Origin of the sequence: Nonomuraea angiospora, from assembly GCF_014873145.1 — a bacterium.
Taxonomy (GTDB): domain Bacteria; phylum Actinomycetota; class Actinomycetes; order Streptosporangiales; family Streptosporangiaceae; genus Nonomuraea; species Nonomuraea angiospora.
On sequence record NZ_JADBEK010000001.1, the window covers coordinates 12,741,203 to 12,758,103 of the forward strand.

Below are 16,901 nucleotides of genomic sequence, written 5' to 3' on the forward strand. Positions count from 1 at the left end.
AAGGTTTCGCACCGGTTCCCCCCGATCCGGGGCACCCCTCCATGCCCCGGGGCCGGTGCGGGCGCGCCTGGCCGCTCCAGCGCTGACGGTGAAAGGTTCGGTGAAACTCCGTCATGCACATCGAGCACGAAGACCACGTCTACGGCCTCCCGATCCCGCACGGCCACGCCGTCGGCGACGGCTTCGTCACCGTGCCGGCCCAGGCCGCCGGCCCCGGCCAGCTCACGCTGCTGACCCCCACCGCCGTGCACCACCAGGTCTTCACCGTGGTCCGGTTGCGGGCCGGCTACGACCTGGCCGAGGTGGACGCGTTCCTGTCCACCGTGGAGACCACGATCAGCCTGCTCTGGCAGGACAACGCCCACCTGCGCGAGCGGCTCGCCGCCGCCACCCCGGCCCCGGCCGACATGCTGGCCGCCGCGGAGGAGAGCGCGCGGGAGACCATCGAGGCCGCCAGACAGGAGTCGCGGGAGGCTGTCGAGGCCGCCGCGCGGGAGGCGCAGGAGACCGTCGGGGCCGCGCGGCAGGAGGCGCAGGAGACCGTCGAGGCCGCCAGGCGGGAGGCGCACGAGCTCCTGGCCGAGGCGCGGGCCGGCGCCGAGCGGGTGCGGCTCGATGCCGCCGCCGCGGCCGAGGCGCTGACCAGGACCGCCCGCCTGGCCTATCAGGAGGCCATCGAGGAGCAGTTCAGCCAGTTCGACGCCGTCCTCGCCGACCACGGCCGGCAACTGCGGGACAGCCTGAACACCCAGCTCGGCCGGTTGCGCACGGTCCTGGAGGACGTCGCGACGCCCGGCCACGGCACGCGCGTCGGCCCTCTCGCGGCTCAGTGATCGATCACCGCACACCAGCCAGAAAGGCCGTCACATGTTCTTGCCGCTCGGGGGGCCGAACCTGCAGTCGCCGGCGTACGACGCGGCCATGGGCGCCGCCATGCCGGTCTGGACGGTCTGGGCCGCCGTGGGCCTGGTGGCCCTGTCCACGCTGGCCGGCGCCCATCTGGCGCAGCGCAAGGCCGACAGGATCAGCGTCTGGCTGGCCGTCGCCTCGGCGCTCATGCTCATCACCGCCCTGACCGACGTGATGCCCGACGCCTGGCGGGAGGCCGTCGCGACCCATGTGCCCGTGTGGCTGGTGGTGCTTGCCGGGCTGTTCGGGTACGTCGTCATCACGCACTTCACCCGCCACGGGCATGCGCACCAGCACGACGTGGGGCGGCGCGCCCGGCACGCCCCCGGCATGCACCGGCGGGTCGAGCAGGCCGTCAGCGCCGCCGTGTACGGGGGAGTGGGCACCGCCGTCGCGCTGAGCCTGCACCGCATGATCGAGGGCGCCACCCTGGTGCTGGCCGCCTCGATCATCGTCGTGGCCGCGCTCATGATCCACTCGGCCGGTGAGGGGGTGGCCCTGACGGCCATGCTCGACCTGGCCCGCAAGCCGCTGGCCCCCTGGCTGGCGCTGGCCTGCCTCAGCCCGGCGGCCGGCGTCGTGCTGGCCAGCGTGGCGCCGCTCCCGCCGCAGAGCGTGCCGATCCTGCTGGGCGTGCTCACCGGCGTGCTGCTGCGTACCGCGATGGTCGGGCTGCAGATGACCCGCGCCAGCGGGCGGCTGCCGCGCCGCCAGGTCGTCGTCGTGGCGACCGGCGTGCTGGCCGTGGGCGGCCTGCTGGTCGTCGCCCAGACCACGCTCGTCGACGAGCTGCCCGCCCCGGCCGTGCCCGTCGCCGCCGCCCGCCAGGTGGGCAGGCCCTCCACCCCGAAGCCGCGCCCGCCCACCCCGCAGTCGCGCCCGCCGTCCCCCCGGCCCAAGCCCTCGACCGTACCCGAACCGATGACGGCCGGCGAGCTGCGCGCCGCCGTCGCGGCCGGGCGGCTCGGCCTGGAGGCCCTGCTGTCGCGCACCGACCTGGCCACCATCGGGGCCGACGTGGAAACGGTGCTGCGGGCCCTGCCCGGGCGCAGCGCCAACGAGATCACCCGCGTGCTGCGCAGGGGCAGGATCGTCAGCGGCGCCAGCATCGGGGACCTCACCCTGCGCCAGCGCCAGTACCTCCTCCTCGCCTTCGGCGCCGTCCCGTCGGCCCCGCTGGGATGAGCCACTGGCGTGATGTACGGCGGCGCTGTGGTGCGGCTTCCGGGAGGGGCGCCCGTCAGGGGGCCCGGCCGGTGAGGTGGCGCTGCAGGGCCGGCGCCATCCAGGCGATGAGCTCGTCGGGCGGGGACGAGACCAGCGCGTCCACCCGTACGGCGTAGCGGGTGATGGCCAGCCCCACGAGCTGGCCGGCCGCGAGTGCCGCGCGCAGCTCGGGCTGGTCCACGCCGAGCTTCCTGGTGACCTTGCCGAGCATGTCGTTGGCGAGGAACTCCCTGATCAGGGCGGCCGCGTGCGCGTTCGTGGCGGCCGAGCGCATCAGGCCCAGCACCGGGCCCGGCCGGTCCACCGCGCCGAGCAGGCCGAGGACGTATCCGGCCAGCCGCTCCCCGAGCTTGCCGCGGGGCCCGTCCAGCAGCATGGCCACGGCCTGCTCGGGCTGGAACACCGACGTCACGACCGCGCTGAACAGCTGCTCCTTGCCGCCGAAGAACCGGCGCACGAGCGCCGGGTCCACGCCGGCGTCCGCGGCCACCTGGCGCATGCTGGTGGCCTCGTAGCCGCCCGCGCTGAAGGCGATGGCCGCCGCCGCGACGATCTCTTCCCGGGTGGTCGAGGTCCCCGGCCGCCGCCCGGTCCTGCCTGTGCGTGGCTCCACGGCCGCCAAGCTATATCCCCGTACAGGGACTTGGAACCCCTATAAATGAGATGCTGACGGTTGCAGTGCTCTGTTAGCGTCAGCATCGTGACGACTGACGAGTTCCCGATCCTCGGGACGGAGCCTCTCGCGGTGGAGCTGGCCAACACGCTCTACGGCGCGGGGGAGTCGCGGATCGACTTCCTGCCGGACGCCCGGCGGGTCGGCGAGTGGTTCGCCCAGGTCTCCGGGCGCCATGGGGTCGCGGTCCCGATGGGTCCGCACGTGGCCCGGGTGCGGAGGCTGCGCGACTGTGTGCACGCCCTGCTGTCGGCCGCCGTCGAGGGCCGCGTCCCCGACGCGGCGCTGGTCCGGCGGGTCAACGACTTCACGGCGGCGGCGCCGACGTACCTGCGGCTCGACTGGAGCGGCGGCGCGCCGGCCTCGCGCCGGGCCGACACCGTCCCCGGCCCGGCCGCCGTGCTCGGGAGCATCGCCACCTGCTGCGTCGAGCTGCTGACCGGCCCCCAGGCGGATCGGGTACGCCGCTGTCAGGGCCCCGGCTGCTCCCTGTTCTTCGTCCAGACCCACTCCCGCCGGCGCTGGTGCCACCCCTCGTGCGGTCACCGCGACCGCCAGGCCCGCTACTACCGCCGGCAGCACACCCCCGGAGCGTTCTGATGATCACATGGCGTCGGCTCGGCCAGGAGGACTTCCCCCTGCTGCGCACCTGGCTGGAGCAGCCGCACGTGGCGCTGTGGTGGAACCACGAGACCTCGATGGAGGCGGTGACCCGAGACTTCGGCCCCGCCGCCCGCGGGGAGGAGCCGTCGGAGGACCTGCTCGTGTTCCTCGACGGCCGGCCGCTCGGCCTGGTTCAGCGGTCGCGGTACGCGGACTATCCCGCCTACCTGGACGAACTGTCGGCGCTCACTCCCGTGCCCGACGGCGCGGTGAGCATCGACTACCTGATCGGCGATCCCGGCCAGGTCGGCCGGGGTCTGGGCCCGGAGATGATCCGCTCGGTGATCGAGCGGACCTGGGTGGAGGTCCCCGGCTCGTCCTGCGTGCTGGTGCCCGTCTCGGCGGCCAACCGGGCGTCGTGGCGGGCGCTGGAGAAGGCCGGGATGCGCCGGGTGGCCGAGGGCGAGCTCGAACCCGACAACCCGATCCACGGGCGCGCCCACTACGTCTACCGGATCGACCGGCCGACCGAGTAGACCAATCGCTTGGTTGGGAAGTATCCTTGGCCCCCGTCAGCAGCGCAACGAGGACATGAGGGCACCGTGGTTGAGCAGCAGCAGTCCAGCGGCGGTTTCATGGCACGCGTCAGCACCGCGCTCCGCCCGTTCTTCCAGTGGCTCGCGGGCACGAGGGGCTTCGCGCGGGTCGCCCCCAAGATCGTTCCGCCTCTTGATCGTTTCGTCAACCGGGTGACCGGCGGCCGCGTGCTCATGGGGGACCAGATGATCCCCCACCTGCTGCTCACCACCACCGGCAGCAAGTCCGGGCAGCAGCGCCAGAGCCCGCTGGCCTGCCTGCCCGAGGACGGCGGCACGTTCCTGGTGGTCGGCAGCAACTTCGGCAGGGAGCACCACCCGGCCTGGAGCGGCAACCTGCTCAAGACCCCGCAGGCCACCGTGACCTTCCGCGGGCGGGTCATCCCCGTCACGGCCACCCTGCTCGCCGGAGCCGACCGCGAGCGGGCTTGGCAGGCGCTGACCGGCTTCTGGCCGCTGTACGACGGCTACACCGAGCGCTCCGGCCGCGAGCTGCGCGTCTTCCGCCTGTCGCCGCGCCCCTGACCGCCCGGTCACCGGCCGCCGGCCACGTCGCCGGCCCCCGGCTCGGCCCCCTCGCGGAGCCGGCCCGCTCCGCCGGCTTCCATGCGCGTGGCCTTCGCGGCGGGCGATCGGCTGCTCGCCGAGATCGCGATGCCCGGCACCCGGGGCGCCACGCGTGGACGACCGTCGCCGCGGATCTGGACGCGGCACTGGAAGGCGTTCACGACCTGCGGATCAGCCTGCGCGGGGACGCCAGGCTCGCCGCGTTCCACTTCGGCTCCTGAACTTCGCCTCAGCCGTAAGACCGGCTCGTCACTACGATCAGCCTCAGAGCGGACCTGAGGACGGCGATGACGAAGCGTGTGACGATCAATGATGTGGCCCAGGCTGCTGGGGTTTCCCGGCAGACCGTGACCCGCGCGATCAACGGAATGGGAGAGATCAACGAGCAGACGAAACAGCGTGTCCTGGAGGCGTGCGAGCGCCTCGGCTACCGGCCCAGCCGGTTCGCCCGCAATCTCGTCGCCAGGAAGAAGACCCGCGCGATCGGCTATCTGGTCGCGTCGTTCCGCAACCCGTATTACACCGAGATCGCCGGGGACCTGCTCAACGCAGCCGCGGCTCGGGGCTGGCACGTGCTGATGGCCTCGACGGAGACGGAGGAGGAGTCGGCGGCCATGGAGATGCTGGCGGGAGAGGTGGACCTGTTCATGGGCCACTTCTTCCTGCCGGACGACGACCTCGCGCAGGTCTGCCGGGGAGTTCCGCTGGTCATGGTGGATCGCCTGATGGACCGGCCCGGCATGCACTCGGTGGAGATCGATCTGCGTGAGGGTGTACGGCATGCGATCGAGGCGCTGCGAGCCAGGGGCGTACGGCACCTCGGGATGATCGATTCCGACTTCACCATGCGGGACTCGCCGACCTACCATCCCTCGTTCCGGCGGGAGTGGTTCGAGGAGTTGGCGGGCGCCGAGTCGGCACGAATGATCACGGTAGGGGAGGAGTCGCTGGCCGGTGGCGGGAGGGCCTTCGCCGAGCTCGTGGCCGCCCATCCGGAGGTGGATGCCGTGCTCGTCTACAACGACCTCATGGCCATCGGCGCCGTGCAGGCCTCGCACGCGCTGGGCATCGAGGTGCCCGGGAGGGTCAGGATCTGCGGTATAGACGGGCTGAGCCTGGGCGAGGCGGTACACCCACGCCTGACGACGTTGTCGATGGGGCGTGAGGCCGTGGTGAACGCCGCGCTGGACATCGCCGAAGAGCTCGCCGCGGCCGACTTCGCCCCGCTTCCGCCCATGCGACGGGTTGTCAACCCGTGTCTGATCTGGCGCGAATCCGCCTGACGAAGTTCCCCCATTGACATGGAGCCGTCCCGCTCCGTAGCGTGACGTTTCCAACAGATGTCGTGAACGTTCACGGCCGTGTCGTGAACGTTCACGATCCCTTCTCTCCGAGAGCGCGCCATCGTGCCTTCCACCTGCAAGAGCCTGATCAACCGGTCATGGAAGTTCACCTACGGAGACCCGTCCGGCGCCACCGAGCCCGGCTATGACGACAGCGACTGGTACGACGTCGGCCTGCCGCACTCCTTCGGCCAGCCGTACTTCATGGAAGCCGGCTTTTATGTGGGTCGTGGCGTCTACCGGCGGGACTTCGTCGTCGAGCACCCGGACAAGCGCGTCGCCCTGGAGTTCCAGGGCGTGTTCCAGGACGCCGAGGTCTACGTCAACGGCCACCACGTCGGCCGGCACCTGGGCGGCTACACCGCTTTCGAGATGGACGTCTCCGAGGCGGTCCGGCCCGGGATCAACCAGCTCACCGTACGGGTGGGCAACGAGTGGAACCCGCGCCTGGCGCCGCGGGCGGGAGAGCACGTCTTCAACGGCGGGATCTACCGCGACGTGTCGCTGATCGTCAGTGAGAAGGTCCGCTTCGCCTGGTACGGCACGGCGGTCACCACCGACGGCAACCGCGTCGAGATCGCCACCGAACTCGTCAACGACGGGGACACCCCCTTCGAGGGGCAGCTCGACGCCGTGGTGAGCCTGGACGACGTCGAGCTAGCGACTGTTAGCGCTCACATCAGCCTGGAAGCGGGCGAGGCCACTACCCACCGGACGCAGCTGCTGCTCGACGAAGTCCGGCAGTGGCACCCTGCCACCCCGGTCCTCTACCAGCTCGAGCAGCGGCTGAGCAACGGCGAGCAGGCGAGCACGACCTTCGGGTTCAGGACCGTCGAGTTCACCACCGACGGCGGCTTCTTCCTCAACGGCGAGCACTACCTCATCAACGGCGCCAACGTCCACCAGGACCACGCCGGCTGGAGCGACGCGGTCAGCCACGCCGGCATCCGCCGCGACGTCGCGATGATCAAGGAGTGCGGCATGAACTTCATCCGCGGCTCCCACTACCCGCACCACGAGCAGTTCGCCGCCGAATGCGACCGGCAGGGCCTGCTGTTCTGGTCGGAGCTGCACTTCTGGGGCGTGGGCGGCCACGACGCGGAGGGCTACTGGAACGCCAGCGCCTACCCGCCGCACGAGGAGGACCGCGCCGAGTTCGAGGAGAGCTGCCTGCGCGCGCTCACCGAGATGATCCGCGTCAACCGCAACCACCCCAGCATCATCGTGTGGAGCGTCAGCAACGAGCCCTTCTTCACAGACGCGCAGGTGATGCCCGAGGCCAAGAAGCTCATCACTCGCCTGGTGGACCTGGCCCACCAGCTCGACCCGACCAGGCCCGCCGCGGTCGGCGGCGCGCAGCGGGGCGGCTTCGACGAGCTCGGCGACCTGGCCGGCTACAACGGCGACGGCGCCGCACTCTTCCACCAGCCGCCCTGGCCCAGCCTGGTCTCCGAGTACGGCAGCACGATCGAGGACCGGCCCGGCGTCTACGGCCCGCGCTACACCGACGGCGTCGAGATCGAGCACCCCTGGCGGGCCGGGATCGCGCTGTGGTGCGCCTTCCACCACGGCAGCATCATCACCGACATGAGCCGGATGGGCTTCATCGACTACTTCCGCGTGCCGCTGCGCTCCTACTACTGGTATCGCAACAAGCTGCGCGGCATCGAGCCCCCCGTCTGGCCGAGCGAGGGCACCGCGCGAGCCTTACGGCTGAGCTCCGACACCGAGACGATCGGCACGGACGGCACCGACGACGCCCACCTCCGGGTCGAACTCGTCGACAAAAGCGGCGCGGTCATCTCCGGCGAACGCACGGTGACCATCGAGGTCCTGGAAGGTGGGGGCCTCTTCCCGACCGGCACCTCGATCGAGCTGCCCGTCGTGGACGGGATCGGGGCGATCGAGTTCCGCTCCCACTATGCCGGGGTCAACGTCCTGCGCGCGAGCGCCGAGGGTCTGGAGCCCGCCACCCTCACGATCCTGGCGACCGGTGGCCCCGAGTGGACCGGTCAGCCGCGCAAACTGCCCTCTGGGCCGCCGAGCCTGCGCTACCGGCCCGGCAGCGAGCGGCTGCTGTCGGCCAACCGGCCGGTGTTCAGCAGCGGATCACCCGCTCATGACGTCACCGACTACAGCACCGAGCACGGCTGGAGCGGCGGGTGGGTCCGCGTCGACCTGGAGGGCGCGTGGCGGCTACGGCGGATCGAAGTCCGGTTCGGTGAGGGGGCCGACGTACCGTTCGCCATCGAAACCGACGACGGCGCCCAGGTGGCGGCCGGTCTGACCGGAGGCGGCGCGGCCCGCGTGGAGCTGGACGCCCTGCTCGCCCACGAGGTGTGGGTGCGCTTCCCCGCCGGGCCGGCGGAACTGATCGAGGTGAGGGTGTATGGCCACTAGCCCGCGCCTGCGGCGCATTCGCCGGAACTGGCAGCTCTACCTGCTCGTCGCGGTGCCTGTGGCCTATTTCGCGATCTTCAAGTACATCCCGATGGCCAACGCGGTCATCGCCTTCAAGGACTACAGCGTCCTGGACGGCATCTGGGGCAGCGAGTGGGTCGGCTTCCGGCACTTCCGCGCCTTCTTCGACAACCCGGTCTTCTGGACGCTGGTCAGCAACACCTTCATCCTGTCGGCCTACTTCCTCCTCGCCAGCTTCCCGATCCCGATCATCCTGGCGCTGGCGCTCAACGAGGTCCGGCGCGGGTTCTTCCAGCGGACCGTGCAGCTGGTCACCTACGCGCCGTACTTCATCTCGACGGTCGTGGTCGTCTCCATGACGATCCTCATCCTGTCGCCCAGTGTCGGGCTCGCCAATGACGCGCTGGGGCTGTTCGGCATCCCCTCGATCGACTTCCTCGGCAATCCTGACTACTTCCGGCACATCTACGTGTGGAGCGACATCTGGCAGACCGCCGGTTACTCCGCCGTCGTCTACATGGCCGCGCTGTCCGGAGTCGATCCCGGGCTGTACGAAGCCGCCCGGGTGGACGGCGCCTCCCGCCTGCAGAAGATCATCCACGTCGACCTGCCGGGCATCATGCCGACCGCGGCCATCATCCTGATCCTCGGCGTCGGCAACATCATGGCGGTCGGCTTCGAGAAGGCGTTCCTGCTGCAGAACCCGCTGAACCTGAGCAAGTCGGAGATCATCGCCACCTACACCTACAAGACCGGCCTGCTCAACGCCGACTTCAGCCAGGCCACCGCGGTCGGCCTGTTCAACTCCGCCGTCAACCTCGTCCTGCTCATCGTCGTGAACAGGGTCGCCAAGCGCGTCTCCGGATCGGGGCTCTGGTAACCATGGTCAGGGAATCGCGGACGGACCGGCTGTTCATGGTGGCCGTCTACGTGCTGCTCGCCACCTTCCTGGCGGTCGTGCTGCTGCCGCTGCTCTACATCCTGGCCAGTTCCCTCAGCGATCCGAACGCGGTCAGCTCCGGCCGGGTCACCTTCTGGCCGGTGGACTTCACCCTGCGCGGCTTCCAGGTGGCACTGTCCGATCCGCAGATCCTCGTCGGTTTCGGCAACTCGCTCTTCTACACGGCCGTGGGAACGTTCGTCAGCGTCAGCCTCACGCTCATGCTGGCCTATCCGCTGTCCCGCAGGGATTTCGTCGGAGGCGGGCTCCTCACCCGGATGATCGTCTTCACGATGCTGTTCGGCGGCGGCCTCATCCCCACCTACCTGGTCGTCAAGTCTCTCGGCATGATCGACACGCGGTGGGCGCTGATCGTCCCCAACGCGATCGCCGTCTGGCAGGTGATCATCGCGCGCACCTACCTGCGCCACTCCATCCCTCGCGAGCTGTTCGAGGCCGCCGAGATCGACGGCGCGAGCCACTTCCGGGTTCTCTGGTCGATCGTGCTGCCCCTGGCCAAGCCCATGATCGCGGTGATCGCGCTGGTCTACGCGATCAGCCAGTGGAACTCCTACTTCGACGCCCTGCTCTATCTCAAGAGCGACGACCTCTACCCGTTGCAGCTCGTGCTCCGCAACATCCTCGTCCTCAACACCCAGAGCAACGGCATGGACGTCGCCACCGCCATGGAGCGCCAGCAACTCGCCGATCTGCTCAAATACTCGCTCATCGTGATCTCGACCGTACCCGTGCTCCTCATCTACCCCTTTGTCGCCCGGCACTTCACCAAGGGCCTCATGATCGGCTCCGTCAAGGGCTGACACACCCCCCATCCACAGACATCGAGGTATCACCGTGTCCGTCAGAGTCGTCGCAGCACTCACCGCCGGTTTCCTGGCCCTGGCCGCCTGCTCCGCCGAGGAGCCCAAGCAGGAGCAGAAGGCCGGCACCATCAGGATCTTCGCCCAGCAGAACGCCGACCAGCACCTGAGCAACAGCCCGTTCACCAAGCACGTGCAGCAGAAGCTCGGGGTGACCCTCACCTTCGAGACCACCACCTGGGACAGCGCCGCGGCCAAGGAGAAGCGCCAGATCTCGCTGGCCAGCGGCGATCTCCCCGACGTCTACATGCTCATCCCGTGGGTCGACGCGTTCTCCCCGGCCGAGCTGATCCGCATGGGCAAGCAGGGCGTGCTCGTGCCGCTCAACGACCTGATCGACAAGTACGCCCCCAACGTCAAGAAGGCGCTGGAGTCGACGCCCGACTTCAAGCGGCTGGCGACCGCGCCCGACGGGAAGATCTACGGCATGCCGCAGTGGAACGACTGCTTCCACTGCTCCTATCCCTCCAAGTTCTGGATGAACTCCGCCTGGCTGAAGAAGCTCGGACTCAAGCAGCCCACCACCCCCGACGAGCTGCGCGAGGTGCTGAAGGCGTTCAAGGCCAAGGATCCCAACGGCAACGGCAAGGCCGATGAGATCCCGCTGAGCGCGAACACCGCCAACCCGCTCCTGCCGTACCTCATGGACGCCTTCGTCTACGACCCGCAGGCCACCGGCGCGTACGGCTCCACGCTGGCGGTCAACGCCGGCAAGGTGCAACTGCAGGCCGTGCAACCCGGCTGGCGCGAGGGCCTGCGCTACATCGCGGTGCTGTACAAGGACGGCCTGATCGACCAGGCGGCCTTCACCCAGAACGGGGACGCGCTGAAGGCCAAGGGCGACAAGGCCGGGGCGAGCGTCGTCGGCTCGGCGACGGTACACCACCCGGCCCAGCTGGTCACCCTGGGCCAGAAGGACGGCCGCGACAAGGACTACGACGCCGTGGCCCCGCTGACCGGCCCGTCCGGCGCGCAGTATGCCACCTACATCCTGCCCAGCCTACCCGGCGCCTCCTTCGTCATCACCTCCAAGGCGAGCGAGGCGACCCAGATCGCCGCGATCAAGCTGCTGGACTACCTGTTCACCGACGAGGGACACGTCCTGGGCCAGGTCGGCGAGGAGGGCAAGGACTGGGCCAAGGCGGGCCCCGGCGACGTCGCGCTCGACGAGAGCCTCAAGCCGTCGTTCAAGACGCTGACGCAGCCCGAGGACGCGCCGAAGAGGGAGGGCGCCTGGGGGCCGATGGCGGAGTACGACAACACCAAGGAGTTCCGCAACGCCCGGGTGACATCGACCGACATCTACGACCAGGCGGGCTACGAGCGCCGCCTCTTCAAGGCCACCGAGCTGTACGCGGGCAAGGAGCCCAAGGACCAGATCTTCCCGATCTGGCACACCAAGATCGCGCCGGAGGAGGCGGGCGAGCTGGCCACCCTGCAGACCAACATCGACAACTACGTCAACCAGTCCAGCCTGCAGTTCGTCACGGGCCAGAAGAACATCGACGACGACTCCGCCTGGCAGGCTTACCTCGACGGGCTCAACGGCCTGGGCCTGACCCGCTACCTCCAGATCCAGCAGAAGGCACACGACGCGCTGTGACGACACGACATCTCCTCCGGCTGCACGCACCCGCCGCCCACTTTCACGACGGCTTCCCACTCGGCAACGGCCGGCTCGGCGCGATGGCGTACGGCAGGCCGGAGGTGGAGCGTTTCGACCTCAATCTCGACACCTTCTGGTCGGGCGGCCCCCTGCCGCCCGAGCAGGGCCCCTCGCCCGCCGCTCTGCTGCCGGAACTGCGTGCGGCGATCGCCGCACGCGACTTCGAGCGCGCGGACCGGCTCGGCCGCCGCATGCAGTCAAGCGGCTGGACCCAGGCCTACCAGCCGCTGGGGTTCATCGAATGGCGCCACACCTCCGGCGGGGAGCCCTCCCACTACCGCCGCGAGCTCGATCTCGCCCGGGCGGTGAGCACCGTCAGCCACGACGGCGGGCAGCTGATCAGCTTCGTCTCCGCTCCCGCCGGCGTGCTGGTCGCCTCGGCTCGCGGGCCGCTCGAACTGCCCGCATTCACCTCACCGCACCCGGTCGAGGTGATCCGTGACGGCGAATGGCTCACGATCACCGGCCGGGCGCCCGCGAACGTGCTGCCCGATTACGTCGACCGGGAGCCCGCCGTCGTCTACGACGCCGACGCACCCGACCGCGACGGCACGGTGGCCGCCGGCATGGGCTTCGCCGTCGTCATCGCCGTCCAGAGCGCCGGATCCGGCGAGGTCCGGATGGTCGCCGCGGCCGCCGACGGTTTCCGCGGCCATGCCGTACGGCCCAGCGCCGACACCGCCGAGCTGGCCCGGCAGGCGCGCCGGCAGGTCGAGGCCGCACTGTCCAGGAGCACGGCGGAGTTGCTCGCCGAGCACGAGGCCGACCACCGCGGCTACTTCGACCGGGTCGACCTGTCGGTGCCCGACGAGCGCGCCGAGCTCTACTACCACTTCGGCCGCTACCTGCTGATCTCCAGCTCCCGTCCCGGCACCCAGCCCGCCAACCTGCAGGGCATCTGGAACGCCGACGTGCGGCCCGGCTGGAGCAGCAACTACACCACCAACATCAACCTCCCGATGAACTACTGGCCCGCCGAGCCCGCCGGCCTGTCCGAGCTGCACCAACCGCTGTTCGAGCTGATCGGCGGCCTGCTCGATACCGGCCAGGACGCGGCCCTGCACCACTACGGCGCCGCCGGAGCCACCACTCACCACAACACCGACCTGTGGCGCTTCAGCGCCCCGGTCAACGGCGATCCGCAGTGGGCCAACTGGTCCTCCGGCCTGCTCTGGCTCACTGCCCACCTCTGGGACCACCTCGAGTACGGCGGAGCACCCGAGCTGCTCCTGCCCGCTCTGCGCAGCGTCACCTCCTTCGCGCTGGACTTGCTGGTTCCCGACGCCCACGGCAAGCTGGTGATGAGCCCCTCGACCTCGCCGGAACACCATTTCCTCACCGAGGCAGGCAATCCGGCGGCCATCTCGGCCGGCGCGGCCATGGACCAGGAGCTCGTCCGCGAGGTCCTGACCCGTTACCGCTCGCTGGCCGACGACGAGCTCGCCGTACGCGCGGGGAAGGCGCTGTCACAGCTGCGTCCGGTCGCGATCGACGGCGAACTGCTGGAGTGGTATGACCGGCGGCCCTCCCAGGAGCCCGGCCACCGCCACCTGTCCCACCTCTACGGCCTCTACCCCGGCACCCGGATCACCGAGTCGGGGACGCCGGACGACTTCGAGGCGGTACGGCAGGCGCTGGCCACCCGGCTGCACCACGGCAGTGGACACACCGGCTGGAGCCAGGCGTGGATCCTGTGCCTGGCCGCCCGGCTGCGCGACCCGGAACTGGCCGAGCGCTCGATCGCGATCCTGCTCGACCAGCTGGGCTCCGTCTCTCTGCTGGACCTGCATCCCCACGGCGGCCGGCCGTCGGGCTACATCTTCCAGATCGACGGCAACTTCGGCGCTGTCGCGGGGATGACCGAGTTGCTCGTGCAGAGCCACGAAGGCGCGGTCAGCCTGCTGAAGACGCTGCCGGGGAGCTGGGACACGGGGTCGGTGCGCGGCATCCGCTGCCGCGGCGGGCACACCGCCTCCGTGGCCTGGTCCGCGGGCATGCTCACGTCGGCGGCGATCACCGCCGGGTCGGACGGACGGCTCGTCGTCGAGGTACCCGGCGACACTCCGCCGCTGACCGTCACTTGCGGCGAGCGAGCGGTCCCGGCCCGGGAGGTCTCCGGCGCGCTCGCGGGGCGCCGGCGCATGACCTGGGACGCGACCGCGCTCACCCGCTACACGCTCGTCCCCGAGGGTTCCCCGTGAACGCGCGCGCGATCGCGATGCCGGCGGCATACGCCGCCGTGCTCGCCTCCCGCCGCCAAGGGCTGGGCCTCGGCACGTCAGCCGAGGCCCAGCCGGCCGGCAGTCATGATCAGGCGTAGGGATCCTGGGCAACCGTAGATGCGGCGGATGTTGGCCAGTTGCTGCTCGCGCGGGCTGGTCGGGTTCACCCGCCCGGGGCCCCCAGCGGGCGCCTGGCGACCTCGCGGCGTGGCCTCGCTTGACCTTGACACTGTGACAAGGTCTTCACTGGTGCCAAGGAGGTGGTCCCGATGGCTATGCCGAAACAGGACACGGATGCGTTCCCAGCTTTGCAGGGGCTGGAGGCCGGCGACTCGTCAGTGCGGCTGCGGGCGGCGCTGGCGCTCGGCACGAGCCCTGACCCGCGGTTCATCGACAAGCTCATCGAACGCTGCGCGATCGAGCCCGAATTCGCTGTGCGTGACATGCTGACGTGGGCGCTCACGCGCCACCCGGCGTCAATGACGGTCCCGGCGCTTGTCGAAGAAGTTCGCTCGGAGCATGCGCAGGCACGAAGCCAGGCTTTGCACACGCTGTCCAAGATCGGGGATCGGCTTGCGTGGCCGGCGATCACACGGGCGCTTCTGCGCGACGCCGACGATGAGGTGGCGCGGAGCGCTTGGCGGGCGGCGGTCGTGCTCGTGCCCGACGGTGAAGTGCCCGAGTTGGCCGCGGTGTTGTCGACGCAGCTCGGGCGTGGCGGGCGTGAGATGTGGCTGAGCCTCAGCAGGGCGCTGGTCGCGCTCGGTGAGGTGATCGTGCCAGCGCTGCGCGCCGCGATGACGGATCCCGACCCACGGGTACGCGCGCACGCGATCGCCACGGAGAAGCTTTTGCGCGACCCGGATGCCGGGGTGGCGTTCGCGATAGAGGAGGCCAAGCGTGTGGTGGCCCTCGGTGGCACCGGCGAGGAGGAGTGACGGGCCGTGTTGATCGGTGATGTGGCACGGCGGTCCGGGGTCAGCGCCCGCATGCTCCGGCATTACGACTCGCTCGGCCTGGTGCGGCCGACGGGTCGCAGCGACGGCGGCTATCGAGAGTACTCCAGCGAGGACATCCAGCGGATCTTTCATATCGAGAGCCTGCGGTCGTTGGGACTGTCGCTGCGTGAAGTCGGGCGCGCACTGGATGATCCTGACTTCAGGCCCGCAGAACTCGTCGACGACCTCATCCGCCAGACGCGAGAGCGCATCGCGGCTGAGACGCAGTTGCTCACGCGACTGCGCCGGATCGGCGTTGCCGAACCATCGGGCTGGCAGGACGTCCTCCAGGTCGTCGCGCTCCTGCAGGCGCTGGGGTCGAAGAGCGCCGGTAGGCGCCAGCGCGCGGCCCTGTCCTCTGTCGAAGAGGGCCCGGTGCCGGTGGAAGCGCTGGTCGAGGCAGTGCTGAGCGAGACGGACCCGAACGTCGCCGGAGCCCTTCGATGGGCGCTGGCGCAATCGGGCGACGGCGGATTGGCGCTGCTTGCGGAGGGTCTCGGCTCACCGGTGGCCGAGGTGCGCAAGCGTGCCGTCCAGTCCATCGCCGAGATTTCGGACGGTACGGCGACCGCGCTGCTGCAGGAGGCCCTCACGAGCTCCGACATCGTGGTCCGCAAGTACGCGGCTCTGGCGCTGGGGGCCCGTGGCGTAGCCGAAGCCGTTCCGACGCTCATCGACATGGTTGTCGAGGGGACGAATGACGTCGATGCGGCCGATGCCCTGAGCGCGCTGGCGAGTCGTCCCGCGTCGGCGGACCGGATCGCTTCCATGCTCGTCGATCGCCTCGCCCACGACACCGCCGAATCGTCGGCACGCCGACGGCTGACACAGGCGCTCGCGGACATCCCTGGAACCACAGCGTCACGAGCCCTCGCGGATCTGTCACATGACGACGACCGCGCCGTTGCCCTTACCGCGACATACATCCTCGGGATACGCGAGCAGACATGATGACCATGATCTACAAGTCCGAAGCCGGTGAACGCGAGCTCCTCGAGCACTACCGGCAGGCGCTGGAGGCCTGGCCGGTTCCCGCCGAGCAGCTACGGGTGCCGACCCGTCAGGGCGAGACCTTCGTCCTCGTCTCCGGCCCGCACGACGCGCCGCCCCTGGTGCTGCTGCACGGTTCGGGCGCGAACGCGTCGATGTGGCGAGGAGATGTCGCCACCTGGTCTCAGAACTTCCGCACATACGCCGTCGACCTCGTCGGCGAGCCGGGTCTGAGCGCGCCCTCGCGCCCCGCCCTGGACTCCGACGCCGTGGCACTCTGGCTGGACGACGTGCTGGAAGGGCTCGGGATCATCGACGCAGCGTTCGTCGCCACGTCCCTCGGCGGCTGGACGGCCCTGGACTACGCCATTCGCCGTCCGGAACGGGTGACCCGCCTGGCGTTGATGTGCCCAGGCGGCGTGGGACGGCAGAAGATCGGCTGGATGCTCAAGGCCCTGCTGACCCGCCTGTTCCGGCGCGGCGGACTACGAGAGTCGGCGATGGCGATCGCAGGACTGGACGGGGACAGGCACCAGCAGGCGCTCGACACCGTCGTCCTGACGTTCACGCACTTCAACCCGCGCAGGGAGAGGCTCCCGGTGTTCCCCGACGAGGCGTTGCGCGCTCTCACCATGCACGTCCTCGTCATCGTCGGCGGCCGTGACGCGATGTTCGACTCCCACCAGACCGCGCGGCGCGTGCGTGAGTGCATCCCGCACGCGACCGTGCATCTGCTGCCCGAGGTGGGTCACGCTGTCTTCGGCCAGGCCGAGCCGATCGCCGCGTTCCTCCGGGCCTGAGGGCCGCTCGAGGGGATCTCACCCTCGGGCTCCGGGGTTGACCGGTGGAGTCGTTGATCAAGTGG

General features: G+C 70.1%; 16 protein-coding genes. 14 read left to right on the forward strand and 2 right to left on the reverse strand.

Annotated elements, in window-relative coordinates; genetic code table 11:
* The first annotated feature begins 113 nt into the window (after positions 1–113).
* On the forward strand, positions 114–833 hold the full coding sequence (locus tag H4W80_RS58400; protein ID WP_192792895.1) for a DivIVA domain-containing protein: 720 nt from the start codon (positions 114–116) through the stop codon (positions 831–833).
* Between the two features lie 34 nt (positions 834–867).
* On the forward strand, positions 868–2,094 hold the full coding sequence (locus H4W80_RS58405) for a ZIP family metal transporter (protein ID WP_192792896.1): 1,227 nt from the start codon (positions 868–870) through the stop codon (positions 2,092–2,094).
* Positions 2,095–2,149: 55 nt separating this feature from the next.
* On the opposite strand, the gene H4W80_RS58410 is transcribed toward H4W80_RS58405, so the two are convergent.
* Positions 2,150–2,749 carry a TetR/AcrR family transcriptional regulator gene (locus H4W80_RS58410; protein ID WP_192792897.1) on the reverse strand — a complete coding sequence of 200 codons (600 nt, stop codon included), beginning with the start codon at positions 2,747–2,749 and terminating at the stop codon, positions 2,150–2,152.
* An 87-nt stretch (positions 2,750–2,836) separates the two neighbouring features.
* Here H4W80_RS58410 and H4W80_RS58415 point away from each other — a divergent pair, with 87 nt between their 5' ends.
* The 3 genes from H4W80_RS58415 (at position 2,837) to H4W80_RS58425 (ending at position 4,533) form a co-directional block, all read left to right on the forward strand.
* Positions 2,837–3,409, forward strand: a complete 573-nt coding sequence (locus H4W80_RS58415) for a CGNR zinc finger domain-containing protein (RefSeq protein WP_192792898.1) — start codon at positions 2,837–2,839, stop codon at positions 3,407–3,409.
* Complete coding sequence (locus tag H4W80_RS58420) at positions 3,409–3,948, forward strand: GNAT family N-acetyltransferase (protein WP_192792899.1); 540 nt, start codon at positions 3,409–3,411, stop codon at positions 3,946–3,948. The genes H4W80_RS58415 and H4W80_RS58420 overlap by 1 nt, the downstream gene beginning before the upstream one ends.
* A gap of 66 nt (positions 3,949–4,014) precedes the next feature.
* Positions 4,015–4,533 carry a nitroreductase family deazaflavin-dependent oxidoreductase gene (locus tag H4W80_RS58425; RefSeq protein WP_318787571.1) on the forward strand — a complete coding sequence of 173 codons (519 nt, stop codon included), beginning with the start codon at positions 4,015–4,017 and terminating at the stop codon, positions 4,531–4,533.
* 8 nt (positions 4,534–4,541) lie between these two features.
* On the opposite strand, the gene H4W80_RS58430 is transcribed toward H4W80_RS58425, so the two are convergent.
* On the reverse strand, positions 4,542–4,784 hold the full coding sequence (locus tag H4W80_RS58430; protein ID WP_192792900.1) for a hypothetical protein: 243 nt from the start codon (positions 4,782–4,784) through the stop codon (positions 4,542–4,544).
* A 78-nt stretch (positions 4,785–4,862) separates the two neighbouring features.
* Between H4W80_RS58430 and H4W80_RS58435 the strand changes: the two genes are divergently transcribed.
* The 9 genes from H4W80_RS58435 to H4W80_RS58475 all read left to right on the forward strand — a co-directional run bounded on the left by H4W80_RS58435 (position 4,863) and on the right by H4W80_RS58475 (position 16,836).
* Positions 4,863–5,858, forward strand: coding sequence for a LacI family DNA-binding transcriptional regulator (locus tag H4W80_RS58435; RefSeq protein WP_192792901.1), 996 nt, complete (start codon positions 4,863–4,865; stop codon positions 5,856–5,858).
* A gap of 123 nt (positions 5,859–5,981) precedes the next feature.
* Positions 5,982–8,318 (forward strand): glycoside hydrolase family 2 protein, encoded by a 2,337-nt coding sequence (locus H4W80_RS58440; RefSeq protein ID WP_192792902.1) that lies wholly within the window; start codon positions 5,982–5,984, stop codon positions 8,316–8,318.
* Positions 8,308–9,219: an ABC transporter permease gene (locus H4W80_RS58445; protein ID WP_192792903.1), complete on the forward strand. Its 912-nt coding sequence runs from the start codon at positions 8,308–8,310 to the stop codon at positions 9,217–9,219. The genes H4W80_RS58440 and H4W80_RS58445 overlap by 11 nt, the downstream gene beginning before the upstream one ends.
* A 2-nt stretch (positions 9,220–9,221) precedes the next feature.
* Positions 9,222–10,100 carry a carbohydrate ABC transporter permease gene (locus H4W80_RS58450; protein ID WP_192792904.1) on the forward strand — a complete coding sequence of 293 codons (879 nt, stop codon included), beginning with the start codon at positions 9,222–9,224 and terminating at the stop codon, positions 10,098–10,100.
* A 34-nt stretch (positions 10,101–10,134) separates the two neighbouring features.
* Positions 10,135–11,763 (forward strand): type 2 periplasmic-binding domain-containing protein, encoded by a 1,629-nt coding sequence (locus H4W80_RS58455; protein ID WP_318787572.1) that lies wholly within the window; start codon positions 10,135–10,137, stop codon positions 11,761–11,763.
* On the forward strand, positions 11,760–14,027 hold the full coding sequence (locus H4W80_RS58460) for a glycoside hydrolase family 95 protein (RefSeq protein WP_192792905.1): 2,268 nt from the start codon (positions 11,760–11,762) through the stop codon (positions 14,025–14,027). The genes H4W80_RS58455 and H4W80_RS58460 overlap by 4 nt, the downstream gene beginning before the upstream one ends.
* A 290-nt stretch (positions 14,028–14,317) precedes the next feature.
* Positions 14,318–14,986, forward strand: a complete 669-nt coding sequence (locus H4W80_RS58465) for a HEAT repeat domain-containing protein (protein ID WP_192792906.1) — start codon at positions 14,318–14,320, stop codon at positions 14,984–14,986.
* 6 nt (positions 14,987–14,992) lie between these two features.
* Positions 14,993–15,997, forward strand: coding sequence for a HEAT repeat domain-containing protein (locus tag H4W80_RS58470; RefSeq protein WP_192792907.1), 1,005 nt, complete (start codon positions 14,993–14,995; stop codon positions 15,995–15,997).
* Positions 15,994–16,836: an alpha/beta fold hydrolase gene (locus H4W80_RS58475; protein WP_318787573.1), complete on the forward strand. Its 843-nt coding sequence runs from the start codon at positions 15,994–15,996 to the stop codon at positions 16,834–16,836. Before H4W80_RS58470 ends, H4W80_RS58475 begins: the two co-directional genes overlap by 4 nt.
* The last annotated feature ends 65 nt before the right edge of the window (positions 16,837–16,901 follow it).